This is a genomic window from Lysinibacillus mangiferihumi, assembly GCF_003049665.1.
GTDB lineage: Bacteria > Bacillota > Bacilli > Bacillales_A > Planococcaceae > Lysinibacillus > Lysinibacillus mangiferihumi.
This window is the reverse complement of record NZ_PYWM01000008.1, coordinates 54,471-79,921: the sequence shown is the minus strand read 5'-3', so window position 1 is coordinate 79,921 and position 25,451 is coordinate 54,471. Positions and strand designations below refer to the sequence as shown.

Here is a 25,451-nt window from a genome sequence, read left to right as displayed (position 1 = left end):
TCCAGTCGGTTAGGACGAAGACGAGCCTCCTCTAGAAGCCCCTCCAGAGCCGAAACCGGATTTCCCAGCGTTTGATGAAGAGCTATTATACGAACTACCACTTGAAGAGGAACTAGAACCATTGGAATATGAACGCTGACCGCTCGAATAAGAATTCGTGTTAGTCGAATTTGTGTTTGAACCACTAGATGTTGAAGCATTCGAATTCGTATTATTTGATGTAGAACTATTTACATTTGAGCTTGAACCACTTGTTGAGGTGCCAGATGACGTCGAAGAAGAACCTCCCGTTGTGATGCCATTTTTCGAGTTTGTAGCATTCGACTTATTCGTAGTCGTCGTCGATCCTGCCGCGCCGCCACTGTGATTGTCACGCTCCGTGCCATTTTTTAAATTGCGACTTTTGTAAATGGCACTGCCAATCATTGCACCCGCAGTAGCATACATTAACCCATTAAAGAAATGCTGTGCGTAATACGGAGAATTTTCGTCTAAACATTCATAGGAACCATCATCACTTTCTTGCCACTCATCACAAGCATCAGCCATCTCACTGTTATGTACATTTAGCAATTCATCTTCATTCGTCGTTTGGGCATTATTTTCAACCGTATCGGTCGTATTAACGGGGTCAGACTCCTTCACTACCTCCGTTTCAGCATTACCGCATGCTGCTAGTTGCATAACCATAAACGACGCTGTAGTCACTGCCATATATTTTTTTAATTGTTTCGTCATATTTATACTCCCCTTATTCTTGTTATCTATTTTACGGATAAATTGTCATTTAGTTTCATTGATTTTACAAATTTATACTTTCAATAGTAACAGTATATGATTGTTATTTCAAAAAACGCCAGTGCAATAATGCCCTGACGTTAATTTTTCGCTATTTATGCTTTTACCGATACTTTTCTTCCATAAGTCATCCATCTCCACACTTTTTCTAACGGACCCATTTTAAAGAATTTAAACCATATAACACTAAATATGATTTGAATGACAAAAATCATAATGGCAATTATGACTATACGGGAAGTCGACATGACTTCAAATCCCATTAACTTTATAATAGCTAGCCCTATAAAGCTCTGCGCTAAGTAGTTTGTAAAAGCCATTTGTCCGACACGCCCAATAGGCTTTAATATTTTTACAATCGGCTCATGTTCTAAAATAAGCAATAAGCAAGCTACATAAAAATAGGTCGTCGGGATTACACCTAAGCCAAGTAGTAAATGAAGATGAGCATCTTGATTTTGAGAGGCAAACCCAATCCAACTAGATAAGCCTACAAACAATGGACATGTGACATAAATCACCCATTGAATTTGCTTGGTATGTTGTCTTACGTTGCCTATCCAATTAGCTTTTGCAACGAGAAAACCAGTTAAAAACATAATAAAAATCGTCATGATATCATTGCCTAAGAAATCAAAAATTGTTGATAAAAAACTTATATTTGGCATAAACATTTGGCCCAATATGCTCACAATATAAACCGCAATCAAGCTAAATAGCCATTTGCTAATTGTAGAAACTTTTGCATGATAAAATGGCAACAAAAAAAGACCGATTACTGCATAAGCAAATAAGATGGAGCCCCAGAAAAAAATCAAATGGACAATCCCTATAAGAAATAATGCTAGTAATCTTCTTGCAAAGCGCCATCTCGGCTTATCCCCCCGAGCTTCAGCACGTGAAGTAAAAATATAATAACCTACACCGAAGAGTACTGAAAAAATCGAATAAAATTTCTTCTCGATAAATATATCAATTACCGTATCTAGTATGCTATTGAATTTGCTATAAACAGGCAATGGTTGTCCTTCAACTACCAACTGATAAGCCCCCACATTTATAAACAATATGCCAAATAACGCTAAACCACGAATAATATCTAAGGAAACGATCCTTTCCTTTTGTGTAACGGTTGGATTCATTCTCCATAACTCCTTTCATCAATACTGTATTTTTTGCTCCTTCGCAAGTATAACTACGCAACCTTACAGCAGTTTTTTAATTAGCTTACAAAAACCTTAACTGTTCTCCACCTTCTACTAATTAATATAAACAAATTCTAATATGATAGAGTATGTAAAAAATAAATCACTTGAAGGAGTTCATATGACCATTCGCCTCCAACATATTCGACACGCAACGTCGATTTTATTTATCAACGAAAAACGCATACTAATTGATCCAATGTTAAGTGATGTCAGTAAACTTGCACCCGTGCCATTTACCCGAAATTATCGTAGAAATCCATTAACTCCATTACCTGTTCCACTAAACATTTTTGAAGATATGGATGCCATCTTATTAACGCATCGTCACTTTGACCACTGGGATAAAAGAGCGATGGCTATTCTGAACAAACAGATTCCTGTCTTTTGTCAGCCACAAGATGCCACAGCAATACGGTCTGCGGGTTTTAAAAGGGTAATAGCTATCGATGATTGTTATGAATGGGAAGGAATTCACTTGAAACGACTAGCAGGACGACATGCACCTGGTATTACTGGCAAATTACTAGGACCTGTTTCTAGTTTTTTCTTAAATACGACGGAAGATGGTTCCATTTATATCGTCAGTGATTGTATTTTGACACCAGCTATAGACAAAGCTTTCCGAGAGTTGCAGCCGGATATCGCCATTTTAAATGCATCAGAGGCACAGATGATATGGGGAACTGTAATAACAATGATGCGTGAAGATGTTGCACGTATCGCTCGCTTATCCCCAAACACAAAGCTTGTGGTTGTACATCTTGAAACCATCAATCATTGCAAATTAAGCCGAGCGCAGCTAACTAATTTTCTAGACGAGAAACGACTAGCACATGCAGTATCAGTGCCGAATGATGGTGATATTTTGTCTCTTTAAATTACTTCATCCATTCTTTTTGAGTTATCACTAGTTTTTCATCCCTTTTCAAATGTGAACGCTACATAATTTATAGTATGAAAACTTTTTTGAAAAGAGGTTATCACTGTGAATAGGAATAGAAAAATAGGATTTTGTTATCCAGGCTATAGATATTGTGGACCAGGATGTTCAGGCCCAGGCGCACCAACAAATGCAGTTGATTCCTGCTGTAAGAAGCATGACGAATGTTATGCCAAATATGGTAGAACAAAATACTGTGATGATAGGTTTCAAAAATGTTTATTGCCACAAATGAACACCAACAGCAAAATGAGCAGGGACGCTAAATTGTTCTATAAAGTATTTCATTTGCGCCATAACTTCTTTTAGAACACAATTCGTTTCGGTGAATCTGCTCGACAAGCAAGTCAAAAAGCCAAGAATAAATTACATTCTTGGCTTTACTACTTTTATGATGTTACAAATTGTTTGAGAATTGTTTGCGTGCCTGACACCGCCTTACTACTTAATCGGTATCCAAATTTCCGAATATAAATTTTCACTTGTAGGGTCTTCATCCGTATAAACCTCTAATTCAGCTGTTCCAGCAGGTTCATATGGATTGGATGGGAACCATTCCGAGAAAATTTTCTTCCAAGCATTTTGCATCGCATCTGGCATCGGGCCTCGCACTTCAAATACAACCCATTTGGATGCCGGTACTTCCATTGCTAACATATTTTCAGGTACTTCTCCTACGTGATTTGTTGCAATCCAATAGTCTATTAAACTGTTATCCTTATAGTTTTCATCTGGTACACATACACCAAGTACCCCTTTGATTTGCCCGTTGTTTAATGTAAATAATTGCTCGTCCATACCTTGCCCATTTAGTTCATTCCAAAATTGAGGTATGCCTTGTAAATTCTCACCTGTTTGGCAATTATACGTTCTTTTGACACCCACGACTTGAAACTTCTCTTTCTCTACAATGTTATATTTCATTGGTTCTGCTCCCTTCAAAGTCACCTGGATTATCAGGCGATTGTATGATTGTAATGGTCCTTGCTGTTTACGTACTTCACTTGGCGTTACGTTATGCTGCTTTCGAAATGCTTTGGTAAAAGCTTCAGGAGAGTCGTAGCCATATTTGTAGGCGATGTCGATTACTTTACTATCTGTATTGATTAACTCTTGGGCAGCCAACGTTAATCTTCTTCGTCTAATATAATCTGCGATAGACATATCTGTTAAAATAGAAAATGTCCGTTGAAAATGAAAAACAGAGGCATTTACTTCTTGTGCTATTTGTTCCATCGTAATGCTTTCATGTAAATGCTCTTCTATATAATTTATTGCCTTTTGAATCGACTCAATCCAACTCAAATGCCCTCACTCCTTACTTCAAGATTATCGTATTCAATTAATTTCATCCTGTCTTTTTATGCTATCTTTGGACAGGTACCCCCCACTTTAATTTCCAAACCTTTACTTCAATCATAATCGTTTCGACGTGCTAATTACATACATAGTTAGCATTTGAAAGTTGAAGACTCTAATTATGCCTATCTTGGACGTAACAACTAAAGCACATGGTGCTCACCTTATGAAAAAACATTTCTTTATCTATGTAATGTTGGAATTTGTTGAATTAAATAAATATTTCAGTAATTTTATTAATTATTAGTAGATTCTTAGTATTTCATTAATTTAAAATAAACAGTATTATTAAGTATTATAGATAAATCACCTAATGACATAAGACGCGGAGGATATGACGATGTTAGAAATTAAAAAAGAATTAACAACACAACCAAAAGAAAAACCTGCAGTAGACCAATTAGGGTTCGGACAATTTTTTACAGATCACATGTTTATAGTCGATTATACAGAAGGAATGGGATGGCATGATCCACGCATTATCCCGTATCAGCCACTTTCTATCGATCCATCAGCAATGGTCTTCCATTATGGACAAGCTGTATTTGAAGGCTTAAAAGCTTATGCAACAGTAGATAACGGCGTGCTATTATTCCGTCCAGACCGTAATTTCAACCGTTTAAATCATTCAAATGAGCGTATCGTCATTCCAGCAATTGATGAAGAACTTGCGTTAGAGGCGTTAAAGCAATTAGTAACATTGGATCGTGAATGGGTTCCAACCGCACCAGGAACATCTCTTTATATCCGTCCATTTATTATTGCAACCGAGCCTCACTTGGGCGTACACCCTTCGAATAGTTATCAATTTATTATTATTATGTCACCGTCGGGTTCTTACTACAAAGAAGGCATTAATCCAGTCAAAATTATGGTGGAACAGCACTTTGTACGAGCTGTTGTGGGGGGAACTGGCGAAGCAAAAACCGCTGGTAACTATGCAAGTGCCCTGAAAGGACAAGAAATTGCGCACAAGGAAGGCTACTCTCAAACATTATGGCTTGACGGCAAGGAACACCGTTATATTGAAGAAGTAGGGAGCATGAATATTTTCTTCAAAATAAATGGTACTGTCATTACGCCAGCATTAAACGGAAGCATCTTACCAGGTATTACGCGTGATTCGATGCTGCACGTATTAAAAGCAAAAAACATCCCAGTCGAAGAACGTCGCATTTCAATTAATGAAGTGGTTGAAGCCTATCATAACGGCACATTGGAAGAAGCATTTGGTACGGGCACGGCAGCAGTTATTTCACCTGTCGGAGAGTTGAAATGGCGCGACGAAAAAATTCTAATTAATAACGGTGAAATTGGTGAAATTTCACAAATGCTTTACGATACATTAACAGGCATCCAAAATGGCACGCTTGAAGATTCATTCGGTTGGACAATTAAATTATAGAAACAAATAAAAAATAGCTAGAAAATGCAAAAGTGTTAGATTGACTACAATCAATCTAACACTTTTTTTGCTGTTATCCACTTTGGAAGAAGCTTTTCTCCTCCGCTACTAAAATATTTTTACTAATAGCCACTGTCGCTAATGTTGATTGACAATTGCATCGGCTACATGCATGCCACCTAATGTCACAAGAGGTGATCCCCCTCCTGGATGCGTACTGCCACCTACAAAGTATAAGTTTGATGCAATCGAACTCTTATTGGGATGACGAAAAAAAGCACTGCGAAAACTATTGGATGCATACCCATATAAAGCACCCTTATAGCTATTGAAATCTTGTTCAATCGTTTGTGGCGTAATAATTTGCTTTTGTACAATGGCGTCTTTTATATAAATGCTATATCGCTCAAGTTGTTTCATTATTTTTTCATCATATTGGTCAGGTGGTGTTTGCCCAGCGGGTGCATTCACTAAAATAAGCAAATTATCGCCTTTAGGAGAACGAGTCACATCTGTTTTAGATGAATTGCAAATGTAAATTGTCGGCTCATCTGCATAAACCTTTTGCTCAAATAGTTGCTCAAACTCGTTAAAATAGTTTGGTGAGAAAAAGACATTATGATGTTCCAAAGATGCTATCTTTTTATTTAAGCCTGCTAGAATAACGAAAACCGAGGACGATGGCGTAATCTGCCTCTTTTTTGCGAGAAAGCTACTGTCTAACGTTGGCATTGCCTGTAAAACATCTGCATTGACTACCAATAAGTCACTAAAAATTTTCTCACCCTGTTTGAGTTCAATACTTTTTGCTACACCATTGTCTATATCAATATTTGTTACTTCACTGTTCGTATAAATTTTCACCCCAAGCTCTCTTGCACGCCTTTCAAAACCTTTGGCAATTGAAGCTGTCCCACCAGGTACATAATAAACGCCTTCCACAAGTTCTAAATAAGCAATCATTGCAAATGTGGCAGGTGTCTTATACGGAGACGACCCAATATACGTTGCATACCGCATAAAACATTGCAAAACAAAAGGATTCGTAAAATAACGTTGCAAAAACTTTTCCAATGTTTCAAAGGGTCGAACTGCTAAAAGCGCGTTGGCTAGTTTCGGTGATATAAAATCCTTTTTTGATAGAAAAGCTTTATTTAAAAAATGCTGTCTTGCTAAAAAGTATAGTCGAGATATTTCTGTAATAAAGGCTGGATAATTTTTTGCCCCATGTGGATCTAAATGCTGTAACTGACGAATCATAAACGCTCGATCATTTGACAAATAAAATGTTTCGCCATTTACTCCTACATTTTTCATATGTGGTTGTACCTCCACAAAGCGAAAATAAGGGGCTGCATCAACACCTGTTTGTTCAATTACTTGATTAAAGACATAAGGCATCGTTATCGTATTCGGTCCAAAATCAAAATAGTAGTCACCTAACGTAACTGGACGCATTTTACCGCCCAGCGTACTATTTTTCTCAAATAAATGCACATCGTATCCTTTATGTGCAAGTGAAGTGGCACAGGCAAGCCCGCCTAACCCACCACCAATAATACTAACCTTCATTTATAAGACCTGCCTTTCCAAGTATAAGATGCCCCTGTTTTCGATAACACAACTGAACGCCATAAAATACATAACAACGCCACAACAGACCCCGAAATACCCAAACTATAAACGATTGGTGTTTTACTTGCGATATCACAAATCATTCTGTGTATAACTGTGATAATAAAAGGAAGTATGAAAAGTGGTTGCCATGTCGTCACACCATACACACCAAAGATAAATGGCACGATATACAATAGCGAATAAAATAATGTTAAGCCAAGCGCCATTGGGATTGATCGACCAATTCCTACAAAAATATTTTTAGAAAAACCTTCCCATGTCTCTTTACTCGTTTCATACATATGACAATGCACACAATCCGTAACATTGGTCAGTAATACACGATGGCCATTCCGCTTCAGTATTTGTGCAATATGTATATCTTCTACTAAAGAGCTTTTTACTGCCTCATGTCCGCCTACTTGGTCATAACTTGTCGTTTCAAAAAACATAAATGCGCCATTTGCAGCCGTGGTAGCAGGAATTTTCGTAAAGTTTGCAAGCGCTATTGGTAAATGGAAATAGACAATAAAATGCATCATTGGAATAAGCATTTTATCAAGCCAATTTGTATAATGGAATTTAGGAAACCCTGTAACTAGTGACGCATTGTATTGTTTAGCTCTTGCTATTGCATAAGTAAGCGTATGTTGATGTAGTGTCACATCTGCATCGATAAAAGCTAAGAAACGACCATGTGCATGTTGACGGAGCTGATAACAGGCGTGTACTTTTCCAATCCAGCCTTCCTTTAATGGTTCGCCACGAATAACTTGAAATCTAGTATCATCCCCAATTTCTTGAAGTAATAATGAATAGGTGCTATCAGTCGATTGATCTTCATAAATTATTATTTCTATATTTTCATAGCGAATATTTTTCAGCATTGCAATGCAATTTTGCACATTTCTTGCTTCATTTCTCATCGGCACTAATACTGAAATCAAGGGATACTCATGCAAGGTGAAGTGGCTTTTTAAGTTAGGTAAGAAAGTGAGATTTAAAATCGTCCATATGCAAAAACCTAGTAAGATGCTCATTAAAATAATCAAATTCACACCTCATAATATATTGATATATTTTTCATAATGATTTGTAACTACATCTTGCTTCAACGAATTCAATTGGGCTGTCATGATTTCCTCAAAATGCTGTGTAAGAATTTCATTGTTTCTTCCTTCTGTCTCGATGGGACCTCCAATAGAAATCCATACTTCCCCTTTTATCATATGGCGAAAAGAATAGTATATCGTAACTGGAATAACAGGAATTCGAGGAGATTTTCCCGCTAAAAAAGCGGCCCCCTTTTGAAATTGTAATGGTCGTGCTTCTAAATGAACCTCTGCCCCTTGTGGAAACAAGGCAACACTTTTTTCTTCATATAATAACTTTTGTGCATAACGGAGCGATTGCACCACATGCTTTGTACTTTGAGAATTGACAGAAAAAGCACCGATCCATTTAAAAATCGGTACTTGTTTTATGCCATCTTCATGCGTCATCATATAAATTGGTGGTACTTTCTGTCGCTTTTCCAGTTGAAAAAATATAAGTCCATCCCACCAGCTACTATGATTGGCAATAAAAAGGGCATTTTTTGGCAAGGGCTCCTCTATAGCAAGCCAAATTTTATGAAAATAGCGATTTAATAACCTTTGTTGCACGAGGTGAAACATCCAAGCAGCAACTTTACTTTTTTTTGCTTCAAACATAATGTTCATCTCGCTTCATAGTTACAAGTAGGATGGCTAAAACGATTACTGGAATGATTGCTGCTAAATAGAGTTTGTTTAACAGGGCGATAAATGCAAACATACAAATCATTAAGCTATATAAAAGAACCATACGTCGTTGCCACTGCTTATCTGGGTTTAACAAGTTGCCATAGAGCCCTATGACGATATGTAAAACCAAAGCAGTTAAAAACCAGCCAAGAAAATTCGTCAATGGAATGTCATAATAATACCCGCTCTGTTCCCATACCCAATATTCTTTGACTTTAAAGGAAACAGGATCAAGCACTAAATCAAACACCACTGCTAATAGACTCGCAATGATAGATCGAATCCACCTATTTGGTAGACGAACAATATGCACTATCGCATGGGAAGTGGCAATCACCATAATCCAAGCGAAACCAATTGCAATAGGCACGCCAAAAAGATTAGGTGCGAAATATTGCGTATAATGATAAGAACCAAAAAGTATGGCATGAGTAGATCCTAAATATTCGACAATAAATGTTGTGATAAAAATGAGTGTACTAATACTCACACCATAAATTGCGCCAAATCCCCTAACAAAATAAATAACCCCAAGCACACCCGCTGTGATAATAAACACACTGTTTGCCCATTCAAGCCATGTTGGCAATAGATTAAACCCTACTAATATCACACCGAAGCTATACCAAATAAGAAAAAAATAAAAAATATAATGTTGCCATCTCATAAAGTTGTGCTACCCACCTTTTTGTATTTTTAAAAAGATTCATACTAACCTTATGAACTTAATCCTTAGACATTGCTCCGGTGCGATGAAAGGAAAACGCTAGATTACTAGATTTATCATTAAATTTGTACCGCATCAATGCCGTTACCATGCCCTTTTGGCATTTTAGGGTCAAAGAGTTCTACTTTTGGTAATGGCTTGACAGCAAATTCAGTCATCTTCTCTTTTCTTAAAATACCATTTGCCGTAATACGTGCCGACTCTAAAATAATAGGTAATCCACTTCCTGGATGCGTACCTCCTCCTACTAGCCAGCAATGATCTAACTCTTCAAATTTATTATGAGGACGGAATGTTAGCATTTGTGTTAACTGATGTCCTAGATTAAAGGTCGCCCCTTTATAAACATCCATTTCCTCTTCCCAACCTCTTGGTGAAATCATTTTTTCTTCTTCAATATATTGCGCAAGATTGTCAACCCCAAGTTTCTGTTCAAGCATTCCTATTAACATATCACGATAGTCTTTTTCACATTTCTCCCATTCGATATTACTAAAGTTATTCGGTACAGGTGCAAGAATATAGAGCGTTGATTTCCCTTGTGGTGCAACTGTTGGATCAGTCACAACAGCATTTTGGATATAAATGGAAGGGTCATCTGATAATATTTTGGCATTTGTAATATCTTCCACATTTTGACGATAGTCCTCAGCAAACCAAATTGTATGGTGTGGCAAATCAAATGTTTTATTGACACCTAGATATAACATAAATGTTGAACAAGAGTATTTTTTCTTGTCTAACTTTTCCTTCGAATATTTTTTTAGTACACCTGGTTCTACTAGATTCGTCATGGCATGAGCAAAGTCTCCGTTAATAATGACATCATCAGCCGCAACTTTTTCACCATTTTCTAAAATAACACCTCTTACTTTACGTCCATCTAACCATAACTTTGATACACCAGTGCCTGTAAAAATTTCTCCATTATTTTCACGTACAACTTTAGCCATCGCTTGTGTTAACTTGTTCAAGCCACCTTTAACATGATAAACGCCATAGGCATGCTCAATATAAGAGAGGATCGAAAAGGCACCTGGACTTTCCCAAGGAGACATACCAAGATATTTCGCTTGGAAAGTAAACGCAAGCTGTAATTCTTCTTGTTTATAATAACGCGATAATGTATCAATTAAAGATTTACCGACTTCTAGCTCTCCTAATGCTTTTAAAACCTTTGGTTGAAGTAAATCTGTAAAGCGATTCATACTCGTTTGTAAAACAGGGGCTAACTTTTCTAATTTGCGATTTGTTTCCTTCATATATCGCTCATAGCTTCCTTCATTTCCCGGGAAAAGCTCATTCATTTGGCGAATCATTTCGTTTCTGTCACGTGTCATTTTAATTTTTTTATCACTAAAAATAAGCTCATACATAGGATTCAAGTCAATTAGCTCTATGTAATCATGAATATTTCTTCCAGTAAGTTCAAAAATCTCTTCTACAATATATAGCATATTTAAAAATGTAGGACCCATATCAAACTTGTATTCGCCTAGCTGTATTTCGCTCGTTCTCCCACCAATATAATTCTTTTTCTCAAATACTTTTACATTGAAACCCTTTGCAGTTAGCAACATCGCTGATGCTAACCCACCCGGGCCAGCTCCGACAATAATGATTTCTTTGTTCTTTTTCATCATAAAACCTCCCTATATCCTTAAGTTAGCTAGTATTTGCAAAGTTGTTTTAAATAGTCATGTTCTTGTATAAGTAATCCAGTTTTATATTATACAAGAATTCTACAACAAGTATACAACTGCTGTACAAAAATTTGCAAATAATAAAGAAGCTAAAAAATGCAAAAAAAATATCCTGAACAAAAGCTTGTACAACACAAGCTTCATTCAAGATATTATTGTTTATGATTTTACAGTTTCCGTTGAGGATGCATGCTCGGTTTTCCAAAGAGGTAACCTTGAAAAAGTTGATAGCCATTTTCCTTTAACCATTCAAAATCCGCTCTGCTCTCAATACCTTCTGCTAACGAAATCGCATTCACTTCAAAGGCCTTCGCTAAAAACTGCTTGGCTACTGCTTGCTTTTCACTATTTCCGCTAACACCTTGAACATATTTGATGTCCAATTTCATATATTGAGGCTTTAAGTCTGCAAGCATTTCCAGCGTGTTGTACCCTTCACCAACATCATCCAAGGCATATTGAAAGCCCTTTTGCTTATAGTAATTGAGAATTGATTTTAAATGCTCAATGTCATCGACTTTGTCTGATTCGACTACTTCAAAAACAAATTGATTCGGATCAATGCCTAATTGATTTGCTAATTGTACCGTTGTTTGTAAACAAAACTCTGGGGAATAAATAGACGTGGGAATAAAGTTTATAAACGTCTTTTTCTTCAATACTGCTGAATAGCTCACTGCCGCCATTCTACATATGCGATCTAGAGCATATAACCGTCCTCGACTTCTCGCTGCAGTAAAAATTTCATTAGGATAGATGAGAGAACCATCCTCTCTCGGAAACCTAGATAATATTTCATAAGCATAAATTTCTTCATTTGCATCGACAATCGGTTGAGAGTAGCTAATAACAGATTTCTTCCTGATTACTTCATCAATCCACTTCATCTCTAAAATCGGCTCGACTTCTGTAATAGGTTGCCACGTACTATTGTCAAAACGAAAATAAACTTGCGCTAAATCCATATAATCATGGCAAAAATCAACAAATTCCCTAACGCCTGACTCTTGAATTATGAAGTAATCATCCTTCACTGAAAGCAAAAAGCCTCTTCTTTTAAAATGATGAACTACCTTTTCCATTAGTGATAGATTTCGATGTCCCTTTAACTGTATGTCAAACTGTAACTCTAAAACTAAGCAGCTTTTACAAGGCATATTTATTCCCCCAGTATAGTAACGAAATGACGAATTTTTATTCTTCCCTGTCGAACTCGATTAGTCTAATGAATGAACGAACAAAATAACGACTCTCCTCTTATTTTCGTTAAATTATACAATTATGGATTTTCATTATCAATTAATCACTACGCATTATTACTAGTTCTTGCGGTTTTCTACGCCATACACTTAGCTTAGAAGGATTTAAGATGGCTACAATAAATTGTTTGGCAGCCTTTTAACAGAAACTCCTTATTTAACTATTGGAAAATTCACCTTATTTACCCAATCGTGAATAAATCGTGCTTGATGGGTGTTTAAATGAGGAAGATTATGTCGGGAAAAGAATCGATGTTCATGACTTTCTTCAGTACGCTGAAGTAATTGGCCTGTGAAACAACTTGAATGGAAAATAATTTGGACGCTAAACACTTTGTCTCCATTCGAATATGTTGCAAAACCTTCTTGTCCAGAATAAATACCAAACAGCTCTAATTGTTCGGCTTTTAGTCCTGTCTCCTCATAAGTTTCACGCACTGCGGTTTCAAGAAATGTCTCTCCAGGTTCCATTACACCACCTGGTATACCCCAAACATTTTGATCTGTTCGATGCTGTAGTAATATTTGATTGTCTTTCTCAAGAATAATGCCACAACCGATAGTCATTAGCATTTCATTTCCAATTAGTTTGCGAATTGATTGTATGTAGCTCATTTTGTCCTCCTCAATGCCCTTTTTCGTAAAGCTCACTTTAAAAAACAGCTTCTTTCTTTAGCAGTTTTCTGTTTCTAAAGCTTTGAATAATATTTCTCCTGGTAAACCATCTATTTCACATAGCTTTTGCGATTCAAAACCTAAATTTATTAATATTTTTCGTGATGGAATATTGCTTGGGTCAATAATAGCTGTTAATCTTTTTAGTTTTGATAACCTTGCTTGCTGTACCATCGCTTTCGCTATAGATCCTCCGTATTCTTTTCCCCAATATTGTGGTAACAACATATAGCCGATTTCAGCTTCGGCATGATTTTTTCATTCAATATAATATTTCCTGAACTTAAAAATTCTTTTGTTTTCATATCAATTACTTTGTATGTGCCAAAATGTTGAAAAGTTTTATTCCGGTTGACTAGTTTTTTAAAGTTAACTGCTGCTTCTTCAAATGAAATGGCACGTTCAGTAATCATCGCCATTACCTGTTTATTTGACACGAGGCTAAAATAATCATCAACATCGACACTATCAAATTTCACTAGATTTAATTGATGCATTAGAGACTCCTTTAAATTGATTTAAGATTTTCGCTTACCTTTTAACACCAAAAATATTTTAACATATATATCCATACACAATCGAATCTCGGTAATCTTTTTATAAAGCAACGATGTATGAAGTAAAAAAATAGGGCAAGAATAAAAGTATAAATTTCATTATGAGGTGAATGGATGAAAAAATTATTTATCGGTACATTTACAGTAATTCTTGCAACAGGGCTATTATTTGGATGTAGTACGTCAAAAGATAAAACAGAGCCCAATGATACGGAAGCACCTTCTACACACAAAGAACATATGGAAGATGACAATAAAACAGAAGACACATCAAAAGAATAATATCTTTTACACATTAAAACATAAAAAAACCAGCTCAAATCATCAATGGGAGCTGGTTTTTTATTATTTAGGAAAAGATTATGTTATTTATTCAAGTGAATATATAATTGTATATGTATACAAAAAAACTATATTTTAGGAGGATTTTAATGTTCCAAACTGTAGACCATTTTATACAATCTTGGGCATTTGAAGCGAGTGCCACACAAAATTACCTCAATACGTTGACAGATCAATCACTTACGCAAGCCATCACATCAGAAAATTGGACTTTAGGACGCATTGCTTGGCATACTGTAACTGCTATTCATATTATTACATCCAATACAAACTTAACGTTCGAAGCTCCAACAGTAGATGTTCCTGTCCCTACCTCGGCTCAATATATAGCAGACCATTATCACCAAGCTAGCAGTGCATTTGTCCAGGCATTAAAAACGCAATGGAATGACAAGACCATGACGGAATATATACAATTTCTAGGCCAAGAAATACCGAATGGGTCACTATTATTGTTTTTAATGCAACATCAGAGCCACCACCGTGGGCAAATGAGCGTTCTTATGCGACAGGCAGGATTAACCGTTCCAGGTATCTATGGCCCTTCAAAAGAGGAATGGGCAAACTTTGGTATGGATGCCCCACACATGTAGCGCAATTTAAAAATAATGAAAAAGTGTTAGGTTGACTGCCGGCAATTCTAACACTTTTTTTCTACGACAGGGACTTATCGAAAGTACATGCTAATTTGCAAACTTCTACTAGGATTTTTGCTTTTAACAAAATGAAGGATTTGTCCAGCCCAAGGAGTTTTTTAGTAGTGTTGTCTAGTATAATTCGCCTTTTGTCAAGATTATGGCATTTCCCCCCACCATCACTCTTGGATCATTGTTATGTATTAATTTAGTGATAATGGTAGAAGGTCTGCCCATGCTATAGCCTTGCAAAAGATGTCCTTACCGTTCTTTTTTAATTAGGTAACAATCGCTTCAATATTTTCAACAGCAAATGCAATATGTCGGATACCCAGCGTATTAGCACAGGGTTGCTGAAAATCCGCTTCCGCTAACGGCGAATAAAATTTAATTAGTTCTATCCAAGTCTGACCTTCCGGCATGCCCAATCCTACACACGCTACTTTTACGTCAGAAAGCCCAGCTGCATATCCCATCAACTCCCCTGCCATTTCCCATTCTCCTTTCACCTCAAGTCCAAAATCGAGAAAAAACGCTTTAGCGGCAGAGAGGTCATTGACAATTATCCCTATATGATCCATTCTTTTAATCTTCAATTTATACACCTCCTATATTCCCTTGTTTTTCTAGTATCTACAATACAACTGCTAATAATATCCTACCAGCATTGCCAGTAAAAATTTTATTTTATGTGCATCTATAAAAAACAAAGAAGTGTCGGAGCCTTACAGCCCCAACACTTCTTTGTTAGTACATCGTCAAATATTCATCGCGTTCCCAGTCGTGGACACATTAGGGGTATTTGTCCGTATTTGTCCCTATTAAATATGGAAAATTCCCAAATTTTCAGTGTTTTTCCATACTTTGATTTTAAACGTTATTTTATCTGGCTATGTATGCTAAAAATTTAATTTCTTCAAAATCACAGGAAGTTTAAAATAATCATCAATTATTGCATCTGCTTCTACATCAGTCCATTGATTATCTCTTTTCCAAATCCCCTTCATTCCTACGTTTTGAGCAGCTTTCACATCATTTTCTGGATGGTCACCAATAAATACACTTTCTGAAGGTTCTACGTTTAATTTTTCTAATGCATTTATAAAGATTTGAGGATTAGGTTTCTTCATTCCTTCCCATTCAGATACTAATATTACGTCAAAATATTGATCAATGTTCAAAGCTTTAATGTTCTCCATTTGGAACTGACCGAACCCATTTGTAATCATGCCTAAAGCGATTTTATTATTTTTCAGCTCCTCCAACATTTCATGAATATGAGGAAATCCTACACAATGATTTTTGAATTCTTTTAAATAATCTTGTAGAAGTTCTTCGCATGTTACTGAAGATATATTAAATTCATCAATCAGTTGTTGGTATACTTTATCCTTCCAAACATATCCACGATTGTCTAATTCAATAAATCGTGAAATATATTGCTCTTTTGAAATATGAGAAAGTAACTCAAATAATCTTTCATATTGCTGGTTTATAAAAAGCTCAATCGATTTCTCACGATTCAATAAAGTTCCATCTAAATCAAATAATACAGCTTTAAACATTTTAGAATTCCTCCACAGGACAATATTTACTCAACATTAATTTTACCAAAATAATCCACTTTATAATATAAACATTTCCCAAAGCAGGATTAGAGGATACTTTTCTCTCAACATTATAAATTTCAAATGAACAACAATAAGTAATTATTTTTAAATCTAAAAGGATTGCTACTATTATTAAGTAAAATGGAAACAATTTTTAGAAACCATAACAGCAAAACAAACCCATGTGGGCAAAAAAATAAAGAAGTGTCGGCGCCCTACAGCCCCAACACTTCTTTGTTAGTACATCGTCAAATATTCATCTCGTTCCCAGTCGTGGACGCGTGTGCGGTATTTGTTCCATTCAATTTCTTTCGCTGCTGTGAACTTTTCAAAAATATGAATGCCTAGTGCGTCACGAACGGTATGGTCCATTTCTAGTTCTATCAGTGCATATTCTAATGAAGATGGTAAACTATCAATGCCATTCATTTCACGCTCTACACGATTCATTTTATAAATATTTCGGTCCACAGCGTCTGGTGGTGTTAAGCCTTTGCGAATACCATCGAGCCCAGAGGCTAAAATAACTGCCATTGCTAAGTATGGGTTGGCTGCTGGATCGACAGAACGCAACTCAATACGTGTTGAAAGTCCTCGTGCCGCAGGGATACGAATAAGCGGTGAGCGATTTTGTGCTGACCAAGCTACGTAACATGGTGCCTCATAGCCAGGCACTAAACGTTTGTAGGAATTGACTAATGGATTCGTTACTGCTGTAAAGCCGTGCACATGCTTCATAACCCCTGCCATAAAACTGCGTGCCGTTTGGCTTAATTGCAGTTCTGCATGTTCATCATAGAAGGCATTATTTTCTCCTTCAAATAATGACAGATTAAAGTGCATCCCTGAACCATTTACTCCAAATAAAGGTTTCGGCATAAAAGTTGCATGCAAGCCGTGTTGTGCTGCTACCGTTTTAACAACCAGTTTAAACGTTTGAATGTTATCACATGCTTCAATGGCACTGGCATATTTAAAGTCAATTTCATGCTGACCCGGTGCCACTTCATGATGTGACGCTTCAATTTCAAAACCCATGCCCTCTAGCTCCAGCACAATTTCCCGTCGACAGTTCTCACCTAAATCCGTCGGCGCTAAATCGAAATACCCACCACTATCATTTAATTCCAGTGTTGGATGGCCTTTTTCATCTAGTTTAAATAAGAAAAATTCCGGTTCTGGTCCAAGGTTAAACGAAGTAAAGCCCAATTCTTCCATTTCTTTTAAGACACGCTTCAAGTTAGAGCGTGGATCGCCCTCAAATGCTGTTCCATCTGGTCGTGCAATATCACAAATAAAGCGTGCGACCTTGCCTCTTTCAGCCGTCCACGGGAAGACAACGAATGTATCAAGATCCGGGTGTAAATACATATCGGATTCCTCAATACGGACAAATCCTTCAATCGATGAGCCATCAAACATCACTTTATTGTCTAATGCCTTCGCTAACTGACTAACTGGTATTTCCACATTCTTGATTGAGCCCAATATATCAGTAAATTGTAGGCGAATAAATTTCACATTTTCCTCTTTCACCATGCGGATAATATCATCTCTAGTATGATGTTTCATTCTTCACCACTCCAATTTGTCATTTTTCTTAACATACGTTTTTTAGAACTGCTTTTAAATTACACTAAAACAACTAATAAACGCAATGGGCATGTAAGGTTTTATTACATAGAATTTTTAGAATATTCTTATCTTCTTTTTAGATGTATAGAAGCCTAATGGTTTACCTTTCATTGCACACAACTAAAAAACTAAACAACAAAAGATACTATATAGTCTATAAGTAATATTAAATATACCAAAAATAAAACTTATAGATTAAATAAAACCAATATTAAGTAGAACATTAGTCTTGCATTTTTTATATTTTACTGGTACATTAAAAGCAAATTTATTTTTATAGAGTTTTACAGGATACTTTGAACTATTCAATAAATGGATATTTACCATTGCCTATTAAAGTAATTGTATAATTCGAAAGTACCTTTTATAATTATGACGTTGGTGGATAAAGACCTTTAATTCCATCTAGTTCTATACTCCTTTCAAACGGTCTTAAACTACCAAGTTAAAGCCAAACTTCGCAAGCTCCAGGTAAAAGATTAGTCATCGCCAAAATTTCCTTAACAACGCATGGTCACCAAAAAAATAAACAGTATTTAAAATACATAGACTTCCTAGTATTTTTTCACTGCTCTAGGTGTGACATGTACTACGAGGGTGATAACAGCAATATTTAAAACAATACGTTGCTAGTAAACTCGTTCTCTACTTGTGAATACACACTACCGTAAAATAACGAACTTTTTTCAAGCATTACGGATTGTGAAATTAAATCGTTAGCTACATAATCTAGCGTTTAGAAGGTTACAAAGAGCCTAACAAGGTATATTGACGACGATAATGACAGCTTTTGGATGAAAAGAAGCATTCTTTATGCGCTAAAAGCCTATCCCTTAATGGATTCAGGCAATTCCATTTATTAATTTCTCCCTATAATGGCGATGACCTATTTTATTTGCTTACATTTTTTACTGCAATGCTAGCGAAAATGTAACTGTTATTTCAAGTACAAGATAGGTGATTGGTATTGGAATTTACACTGCGAGTTCAAGCTAATATGCAAGCAGTTCATTTTATAGATAAGACGATGGAAAATTATACAACGCTTTATAATATACCTTTTAGTAGAGAATTACGATTTGTCTTACACGAATTAGTTATTAATGCAGTTGAAGCAACGGAAAAATCATTACATCCCCTCTCTCACAACACAATTCAAGTGCAAGTAACACATAACGACGAGGAAATTAAGTTAACCGTTATCGATGAAGCACAAGGAATTACTGAAAACAATTTGGAAAAGGCTTTGCAATTTGATCTTAACGAACATAATTATACAGATCGAGGTCGCGGGTTATTTTTTGTCAAACAAATGGTGGATTCTATTTGGTTCAAACATATTTCGAAAACAAAATTTTTAGTCGGTGTTTCTAAGAAAATTCATGGATAGGTACATCTAAGATTAGGAGGGACTTTTTATGAAATGGACAATCCGCAAAAAAATTAACCTACTACTCATTACTTGCATTTTACTTATGATTACACTGCTCACGATTGTTGACTATAATGACTCTAAAAAAAATCTTTTAGAAACTGTTAATACGAAACTTCAATCAGATATCCAATTAGGTTATGAGTATTTAGATGCTAAAATCCCGGGAGATTGGAACATCCAAAATAATGAATTGTATAAAGGGGATGTTAAAATTGTTGGTAACTTTGAGATTGTCGACAAACTGAGAGATCTAACCGACGGCAATGCTGTCACAATTTTTCAATTCGATACTCGAGTTAGCACAAATATTGTGGAGAATGGCAACAGGCCAATTAATACCAAAGCTTCTAAGGAGATAACCGCTGCCGTGTTAGAGCAAAAAGAGCGCTATATCGGTTCAGCCAATGTGTTAGGAATTATGTATGAAGTCGCCACCGACCCTATTTTAAACAAGCAAGGGGACGTTATTGGTATGTGGGCAACAGGCATACCAATAGATACCTATACCAACACTGCTATGGAAAGCGTTATTAAAAATATTGTCGTTTTATTAATTGTTTCCACTTTAATGTTTGTCATCATCAGTTGGTTTTTACAACGGCTAATTATTGCGCCCATCAATCAATTAAGCGCCAATGCCAAAGAACTAGCAGATTTAAATTTAAATGTGAAAATATTAAATCCTAAAGGACAAGATGAAATTGCTAATTTAGCACAAGCTTTCAATGCGATGAAGACTCGTATAACCGAAACAATCAACGTCGTCTCCAATAGCGCCAATCAAATCGCAAGTTCTTCGCTAGTTTTAGCAGAATCTTCTCGCCAAACTAGCGAAGCCTCAAACCAAGTGGCATTAACAATGAATGATATTGCAAGCGGCACTAGCACGCAATCCGATCAGGTGGAGCATATTGTGAAAATGATGCAAAAAACGAATGATGAAGTAGCCAATAGCTTACAAAAGGCTGAAGCCACTTTAGAGAGAGCCATTCAATCAACCCACATCGCACGAAAAGGCGAGGATGCGATTAACGAAGCCATAAAACATTTAAACTCTGTCACGCAAACAGTATCCTACGCTACCGATTCTATTCAAAAACTAGGCAAACGTTCCGAAGAAATCGGCGGTATTATAACTGTTATTACAGGGATTGCGGAACAAACAAATTTATTGGCATTAAACGCCGCTATCGAAGCAGCTCGAGCGGGTGAGCAAGGAAAAGGCTTCGCCGTAGTAGCTTCCGAAGTACGCCAGCTAGCCGAACAATCAAGTTTAGCTTCTGGGCAAATTACGAGTTTAATTAAAGATATACAAGCTGAAACCGCTGTAACCGTTCGGACAATGGAAAGTAATTTACTCGCTGTCGAAGAGCAGGTACACATCATTAGTAAAGGAGGCAATGCTTTACAAGAGATCGTCGAACAAGTTGTGGAAACAGAGCAAGGTGTGAAGGAAATGAAATCAGCATTCACCCATGTCAATGACAATTCATTAGATGTACAACAAGCTATACATGATATCTCACGTATCATTGAAGATTCTGCAGCAGCGACCGAAGAAATTGCAGCAACTTCCGAAGAACAGCACGCAACCGTTGCGGAAATCTCACAAAACTCAGAGGAATTAGCCGAAATTTCGACTACCCTACAGAACGAAGTAAATAAATTTACATTCTAACTTTAAACATATAAGGAGGCGTACGATATGAATCAGAAAAATATGATTGATATTGATACTAAGGCTGATTATATTTTAATCGCCTTTTCTGGCACATTAGAATATGGATTGATTGGTGATTTAAAAGAGGATCTTCACGCGATTAGTTTCGACACAATACACGGCTATATTATCGATATGCAAAAGGTTACGAATATTGATAGTACTGGTTTTGGTATGATTATCAATTTTGCAAAGAAAGTCACAACGCTAGATAAGAAAATAGCGATTATTGTGACAGATGATTTTATCCGTAAGCTGTTTGCCATCTCACAATGCGATAAAGTTTTCCCTATTGCCAAAAATGAACTCCAAGCGAAGCAGTTCATTAAAGAAGAAAAATGGTTAGGCGAACTCGCACTAAGTGAATATTAAATGGTGACAGGCACACAAACAATTCTGACAATTGTTTTACCAGCGGAGCAACATAGATGATTAGAAGGGCAGACAAATATTTGTCTGCTCTTTTTTGTCTAAGGTTATAGAGAAATGAGTTAAATGCACACACAGGCAAAAAAGGATAAATTAAATAAACTATTAGAAAAATGTATTAGGAGGTACAGTCTTTGAATCGTTGTCAAAAAAATTGTTCATGCGAACGTTGCCAATCTAGTTTGCCTGTTATTAAAGCAATCGATATTTGTCATATCACTCCAAACGCACAAACTCCAGCAGTATCACCTTCCACATACGGGAACTTTTTTCAAACAAATTTTATCACGCTTGCTACCAATCAAGCTATGCCTTGGAACGGTATGGGAGAAACAGCCGGTATCACTTTAGACCCCGATACAGTGACTATCAGGGTGTCCCAAGGAGGAGCGTACTATATTGATTATCATGTGAATGGAAACTTCTCCCCATTCGGGACAGGTAACGTTACAATCGTTACAGCTCTTTTTGTTAATAATGCCGAAGTGAATCCAATTCAAACGAGATACGGAGCATTAAATACAGAAGTCGATAGATATGAATGCGTACCAATTACTGGAGGAACAATAGTATTTATCCCAGATAATGGAACAGTTCAATTAAGAAATATCGGTCCAGACTTCCGTACTTGCGATGGCGGAATTGTACTCGCCGCTTCAATAAATTTGATAAAAGTTAGCTCATCTTAATGTCTTGAAGTGCCAAAAACATAGTACCTGTAGTTAAAACACTTGCAAAGAGTGCTTTAATGGCAGGTATTTTTTTCACTACCACTTGGTGCTTAATCGAAAAAAAGATGGTTCCTGCACAATACAAGAACCATCTCTAAGCTGCTATACAATTATTTTTGTAGAAGCATATTTAATAAAACAACGATAATTACAATTGGGACGACCACTAACATAAGTAGCCGATACGTGTTATAAAACCCTTGCCCCACTTGACTTCCCATAAGCAATTCTTTTTTCACAAAATCTTTATCTACTATATAGGCAATAAAAATGGCGATTAATAAATTGCCCAATGGTAGCATTAAATTAGACACTAAATAATCAGTAGCATCAAAGATTGACTTGCCAAATATTGAAACATCCGCTAATAAACTTGACGATAATGCCGATGGAATTGCTGCAACAAAAACAATGACTCCAAGTAATAACGTTAAAACTGAACGCGACATATGCCATTTTTCAATAAATGCTGCCACGATGATTTCATATAAACTAAACGACGAAGTTAATGTCGCAAATAAAAATAGTAATAAAAACAGGGCTAAAAACACTTCCCCAAAAGGCATTTGACTAAATGCTGTCGGCAGCACCATAAATAATAAGCCAGGCCCAGCTTGTGGCTCCAAATCAAAAGCAAATACAACTGGGAAAATAGCTAGTCCTGCTAAAAACGACACAAGTACCGTCAAGATAACAACGGAACCTGCTGAGTTTGGTAAACTAACATCTTTTTTCAAATACGAACTATATGTAACCAAACAAGAGAACCCTACTGCCAAACCAAAGAATGACTGCCCTAGCGCCTCTAGTAACGCTTTACCTGTTATATTAGAAAAATCAGGCCATAAGAAGAATTTCACACCTTCCATTGCCCCATCTAAAGTTAATGCACGAACAACAAGAATGATAAACATCACAAATAACAATGGCATCATCCACTTATTTGCTTTTTCAATACCATTCTGTACACCTAGCGAAATAACAAGTACATTGGTTAGTGTAAATAACGCTAAACCTAGTAATGTAATCCACGGTGTGCTAATAATCTTTCCAAATAAATCGCCTGGATTAACGGAAGAATCAATAACTGCACCTGATACACCAAGGCCGCTATAAATAAAAATCCATCCTCCTACAACACTGTAAAAGGTTAATAACAGAAAACACCCCAGTACACCCATACGTCCAACCCAAGCCCAAGCTGATTTCGTTGGCACAATTTTTTTATAGGCAGTGACAGCTTCAGATTGCGTACCCCGCCCTAAAATATACTCGGATAATAACATCGGTAGGCCGATTAATAATGTAAAAAGCACAAAAATTAGGAAAAATGCGCCTCCACCACTTTGCCCTGTGACATAGGGTAACTTCCAAATAGCCCCTAACCCAATTGCCGCACCCGCTGATGCTAAAATAAATCCTAATTTACTAGACCATTGTCCTTTATTCTCACTCATCTCTTCAATCTCCTCAAAACTAACTAATCTCTTATTAATTGTACATTAAAATAGTAAATTAGACTAGACAGTTCCTAAATTTCCCAGTATGCTATTGGCTCTATATAAAAAACCTCGAACATAAATATGTTCGAGGTGAAATGGTTTATTTCGATAAATACATTGTGCGTTGTTGGTTGATCCATTTGCGCATCGTTGTGAATAACAATGCCATAATCGCCGTTAATAACACACCTTTCACGATATTAAATGGTAAAATGCAACAATCATTGTGTATAATGAATCGCCAACGACTGGCTCCATACCTAAGAAATAAGCTATATGAGGGAATTAGCGTGAAATGTATAAGTATCAATAGTTTATAAGTAATGAACACTGATATATTCAATGATAATATCGATTGTAATGGAGTTATTACTGCATTACAAGTATGTTCTTAACTGCAAGATAATCTCACTACCAAAAAGTTAGGAGTGAAAGTTAGGAACTTGAAACCCTATTGCTACACTTTGCACTCAACCTGCTTAGGAAGCATCCACAGATACCATCAAAGAATGAATCAACTTTCACACTCACAGGAGGTTCACAGACGTTCTTACAACTCCATAGATAACTTTTTACTTTACATGATACAATTTAATACTGTTATAAATCTTATGCCGAGAATAATCTCAAATTAAAAAACGAGATAAACACTTAATTATCTCGCTTCTTTGCTTCATTTGGCTTCATAGGAACGCTATCAAGCCATTCATTAACCTTGAAATACCCTTGAGACATGCCCATTTTGAACACTCTGTTTTGTAGAAGAAAATTTCCTAATAACTAGTCCTATTCGCCATTAAAGAATCTTTCAAGTTCTGCTCTCTTTTCTTCCTCCGTCATATCTTCTATTGGCTTGTATTCTCCATCTACATTATAATCAGCAGGATTGTCGCTAGGACCATTTTCAGGGACATATTCACCGTTTGAATTGTAATCATTCGGATTCGTAGACGGAGCTAAAGGGTCATTTATTAGTTCATCTTCCGTATAAGGTGAACTCGTGTTACCTGTGTCATTTGTATCTTCATATGAATCAATATCACTTGAATCAATATCACTTGAATCAACATCGCTTGAATCACTGCAAGCCGATAAAACTAGTAATGCAAGCATGAAAAATAAGAGTACCAACCTTTTTCTTTTCAAAATTCACCAATCCTCCAATTTTGTAAATCATAGGGATTATATCATAAATGGTTCTTGTTATCTTTACTATCTTTCAAGTATTTTCAGGACAACTGTACTTTCCATAAATTAAAAATATAATGGTTTATTAAAGGTGAGGAATCACATTTTATCAAAAGCAGACAAGTTTCTTAACATAGCATATCCCCCTTGAGTAGTAAGCTCTTTGGTTGACAGTGAAAAGTCTACATCAAA

At 36.3% G+C, this 25,451-nt stretch carries 24 protein-coding genes and 1 pseudogene; 9 read left to right on the top strand and 16 right to left on the bottom strand.

The features are described 5' to 3' along the window. Positions 1-9 precede the first annotated feature (9 nt). Entirely contained in the window at positions 10-738 is a 729-nt protein-coding gene (locus C9J37_RS09860) for a hypothetical protein (protein ID WP_107895189.1), read from the bottom strand. A 155-nt stretch (positions 739-893) separates the two neighbouring features. Continuing rightward, entirely contained in the window at positions 894-1,940 is a 1,047-nt protein-coding gene (locus C9J37_RS09855) for a DUF418 domain-containing protein (protein ID WP_107895188.1), read from the bottom strand. 184 nt (positions 1,941-2,124) lie between these two features. On the opposite strand from C9J37_RS09855, the gene C9J37_RS09850 reads away from it, so the two are divergent. Both C9J37_RS09850 and C9J37_RS09845 read left to right on the top strand, forming a co-directional pair. Beyond that, positions 2,125-2,883 carry an MBL fold metallo-hydrolase gene (locus tag C9J37_RS09850; protein WP_107895187.1) on the top strand — a complete coding sequence of 253 codons (759 nt, stop codon included), beginning with the start codon at positions 2,125-2,127 and terminating at the stop codon, positions 2,881-2,883. Positions 2,884-2,991: 108 nt separating this feature from the next. Beyond that, the gene (locus tag C9J37_RS09845; protein ID WP_080653284.1) at positions 2,992-3,255 is read left to right on the top strand and encodes a Parvovirus coat protein VP1-like protein; all 264 of its coding nucleotides are present in this window, start codon (positions 2,992-2,994) and stop codon (positions 3,253-3,255) included. A gap of 132 nt (positions 3,256-3,387) precedes the next feature. Here C9J37_RS09845 and C9J37_RS09840 read toward each other — a convergent pair whose 3' ends face one another. Next, positions 3,388-4,251 (bottom strand): AraC family transcriptional regulator, encoded by an 864-nt coding sequence (locus tag C9J37_RS09840; protein ID WP_107895186.1) that lies wholly within the window; start codon positions 4,249-4,251, stop codon positions 3,388-3,390. A 388-nt stretch (positions 4,252-4,639) separates the two neighbouring features. Between C9J37_RS09840 and C9J37_RS09835 the strand changes: the two genes are divergently transcribed. Then, on the top strand, positions 4,640-5,710 hold the full coding sequence (locus tag C9J37_RS09835; protein ID WP_107895185.1) for a branched-chain amino acid aminotransferase: 1,071 nt from the start codon (positions 4,640-4,642) through the stop codon (positions 5,708-5,710). Positions 5,711-5,848: 138 nt separating this feature from the next. Here the strand turns inward: C9J37_RS09835 and C9J37_RS09830 are convergent, their stop codons facing one another. From C9J37_RS09830 to C9J37_RS09795, 8 genes and pseudogenes are all read right to left on the bottom strand, one after another. Beyond that, positions 5,849-7,282, bottom strand: coding sequence for a phytoene desaturase family protein (locus C9J37_RS09830; RefSeq protein ID WP_107895184.1), 1,434 nt, complete (start codon positions 7,280-7,282; stop codon positions 5,849-5,851). Beyond that, a complete protein-coding gene (locus tag C9J37_RS09825) occupies positions 7,279-8,274 on the bottom strand; it encodes a glycosyltransferase family 2 protein (RefSeq protein WP_167397288.1) in 996 nt (331 codons plus the stop codon). The genes C9J37_RS09830 and C9J37_RS09825 overlap by 4 nt, the downstream gene beginning before the upstream one ends. A 114-nt stretch (positions 8,275-8,388) precedes the next feature. Further along, positions 8,389-9,039 (bottom strand): lysophospholipid acyltransferase family protein, encoded by a 651-nt coding sequence (locus C9J37_RS09820; RefSeq protein WP_167397287.1) that lies wholly within the window; start codon positions 9,037-9,039, stop codon positions 8,389-8,391. Then, positions 9,032-9,778, bottom strand: coding sequence for a carotenoid biosynthesis protein (locus tag C9J37_RS09815; protein WP_107895181.1), 747 nt, complete (start codon positions 9,776-9,778; stop codon positions 9,032-9,034). Before C9J37_RS09815 ends, C9J37_RS09820 begins: the two co-directional genes overlap by 8 nt. A gap of 119 nt (positions 9,779-9,897) precedes the next feature. Next, entirely contained in the window at positions 9,898-11,478 is a 1,581-nt protein-coding gene (locus C9J37_RS09810; protein ID WP_107895180.1) for a phytoene desaturase family protein, read from the bottom strand. A gap of 230 nt (positions 11,479-11,708) precedes the next feature. Continuing rightward, the gene (locus C9J37_RS09805; RefSeq protein ID WP_107895179.1) at positions 11,709-12,698 is read right to left on the bottom strand and encodes an EAL domain-containing protein; all 990 of its coding nucleotides are present in this window, start codon (positions 12,696-12,698) and stop codon (positions 11,709-11,711) included. Between the two features lie 255 nt (positions 12,699-12,953). Beyond that, a complete protein-coding gene (locus tag C9J37_RS09800; RefSeq protein ID WP_107895178.1) occupies positions 12,954-13,415 on the bottom strand; it encodes an NUDIX hydrolase in 462 nt (153 codons plus the stop codon). 57 nt (positions 13,416-13,472) lie between these two features. Continuing rightward, positions 13,473-13,972, bottom strand: a pseudogene (locus C9J37_RS09795) (GNAT family N-acetyltransferase). A 174-nt stretch (positions 13,973-14,146) separates the two neighbouring features. Here C9J37_RS09795 and C9J37_RS28230 point away from each other — a divergent pair. Together C9J37_RS28230 and C9J37_RS09790 are read left to right on the top strand one after the other, a co-directional pair. Further along, positions 14,147-14,314 carry a hypothetical protein gene (locus tag C9J37_RS28230; RefSeq protein WP_167397286.1) on the top strand — a complete coding sequence of 56 codons (168 nt, stop codon included), beginning with the start codon at positions 14,147-14,149 and terminating at the stop codon, positions 14,312-14,314. Positions 14,315-14,463: 149 nt separating this feature from the next. Then, positions 14,464-14,967 (top strand): DinB family protein, encoded by a 504-nt coding sequence (locus tag C9J37_RS09790; RefSeq protein WP_107895177.1) that lies wholly within the window; start codon positions 14,464-14,466, stop codon positions 14,965-14,967. Positions 14,968-15,287: 320 nt separating this feature from the next. Here C9J37_RS09790 and C9J37_RS09780 read toward each other — a convergent pair whose 3' ends face one another. The 3 genes from C9J37_RS09780 to C9J37_RS09770 all read right to left on the bottom strand — a co-directional run bounded on the left by C9J37_RS09780 (position 15,288) and on the right by C9J37_RS09770 (position 18,191). After that, positions 15,288-15,605, bottom strand: coding sequence for a VOC family protein (locus C9J37_RS09780; RefSeq protein ID WP_107895176.1), 318 nt, complete (start codon positions 15,603-15,605; stop codon positions 15,288-15,290). Between the two features lie 303 nt (positions 15,606-15,908). Then, positions 15,909-16,574 (bottom strand): HAD family hydrolase, encoded by a 666-nt coding sequence (locus C9J37_RS09775; protein WP_167397285.1) that lies wholly within the window; start codon positions 16,572-16,574, stop codon positions 15,909-15,911. A 282-nt stretch (positions 16,575-16,856) separates the two neighbouring features. Then, positions 16,857-18,191, bottom strand: coding sequence for a glutamine synthetase family protein (locus C9J37_RS09770; RefSeq protein ID WP_107895175.1), 1,335 nt, complete (start codon positions 18,189-18,191; stop codon positions 16,857-16,859). A 1,030-nt stretch (positions 18,192-19,221) separates the two neighbouring features. On the opposite strand from C9J37_RS09770, the gene C9J37_RS09765 reads away from it, so the two are divergent. The 4 genes from C9J37_RS09765 (at position 19,222) to C9J37_RS09750 (ending at position 22,527) form a co-directional block, all read left to right on the top strand. Beyond that, the gene (locus tag C9J37_RS09765) at positions 19,222-19,644 is read left to right on the top strand and encodes an ATP-binding protein (RefSeq protein WP_107895174.1); all 423 of its coding nucleotides are present in this window, start codon (positions 19,222-19,224) and stop codon (positions 19,642-19,644) included. Between the two features lie 28 nt (positions 19,645-19,672). Then, a complete protein-coding gene (locus C9J37_RS09760; RefSeq protein ID WP_107895173.1) occupies positions 19,673-21,367 on the top strand; it encodes a methyl-accepting chemotaxis protein in 1,695 nt (564 codons plus the stop codon). Between the two features lie 27 nt (positions 21,368-21,394). Further along, complete coding sequence (locus C9J37_RS09755) at positions 21,395-21,781, top strand: STAS domain-containing protein (protein WP_107895172.1); 387 nt, start codon at positions 21,395-21,397, stop codon at positions 21,779-21,781. A gap of 191 nt (positions 21,782-21,972) precedes the next feature. Further along, positions 21,973-22,527 (top strand): hypothetical protein, encoded by a 555-nt coding sequence (locus tag C9J37_RS09750; protein ID WP_107895171.1) that lies wholly within the window; start codon positions 21,973-21,975, stop codon positions 22,525-22,527. A gap of 152 nt (positions 22,528-22,679) precedes the next feature. On the opposite strand, the gene C9J37_RS09745 is transcribed toward C9J37_RS09750, so the two are convergent. Both C9J37_RS09745 and C9J37_RS09735 read right to left on the bottom strand, forming a co-directional pair. Next, positions 22,680-24,026 carry a sodium-dependent transporter gene (locus tag C9J37_RS09745; protein WP_107895170.1) on the bottom strand — a complete coding sequence of 449 codons (1,347 nt, stop codon included), beginning with the start codon at positions 24,024-24,026 and terminating at the stop codon, positions 22,680-22,682. An 831-nt stretch (positions 24,027-24,857) separates the two neighbouring features. Beyond that, complete coding sequence (locus tag C9J37_RS09735) at positions 24,858-25,217, bottom strand: hypothetical protein (protein ID WP_107895169.1); 360 nt, start codon at positions 25,215-25,217, stop codon at positions 24,858-24,860. Between the last annotated feature and the right edge of the window lie 234 nt (positions 25,218-25,451).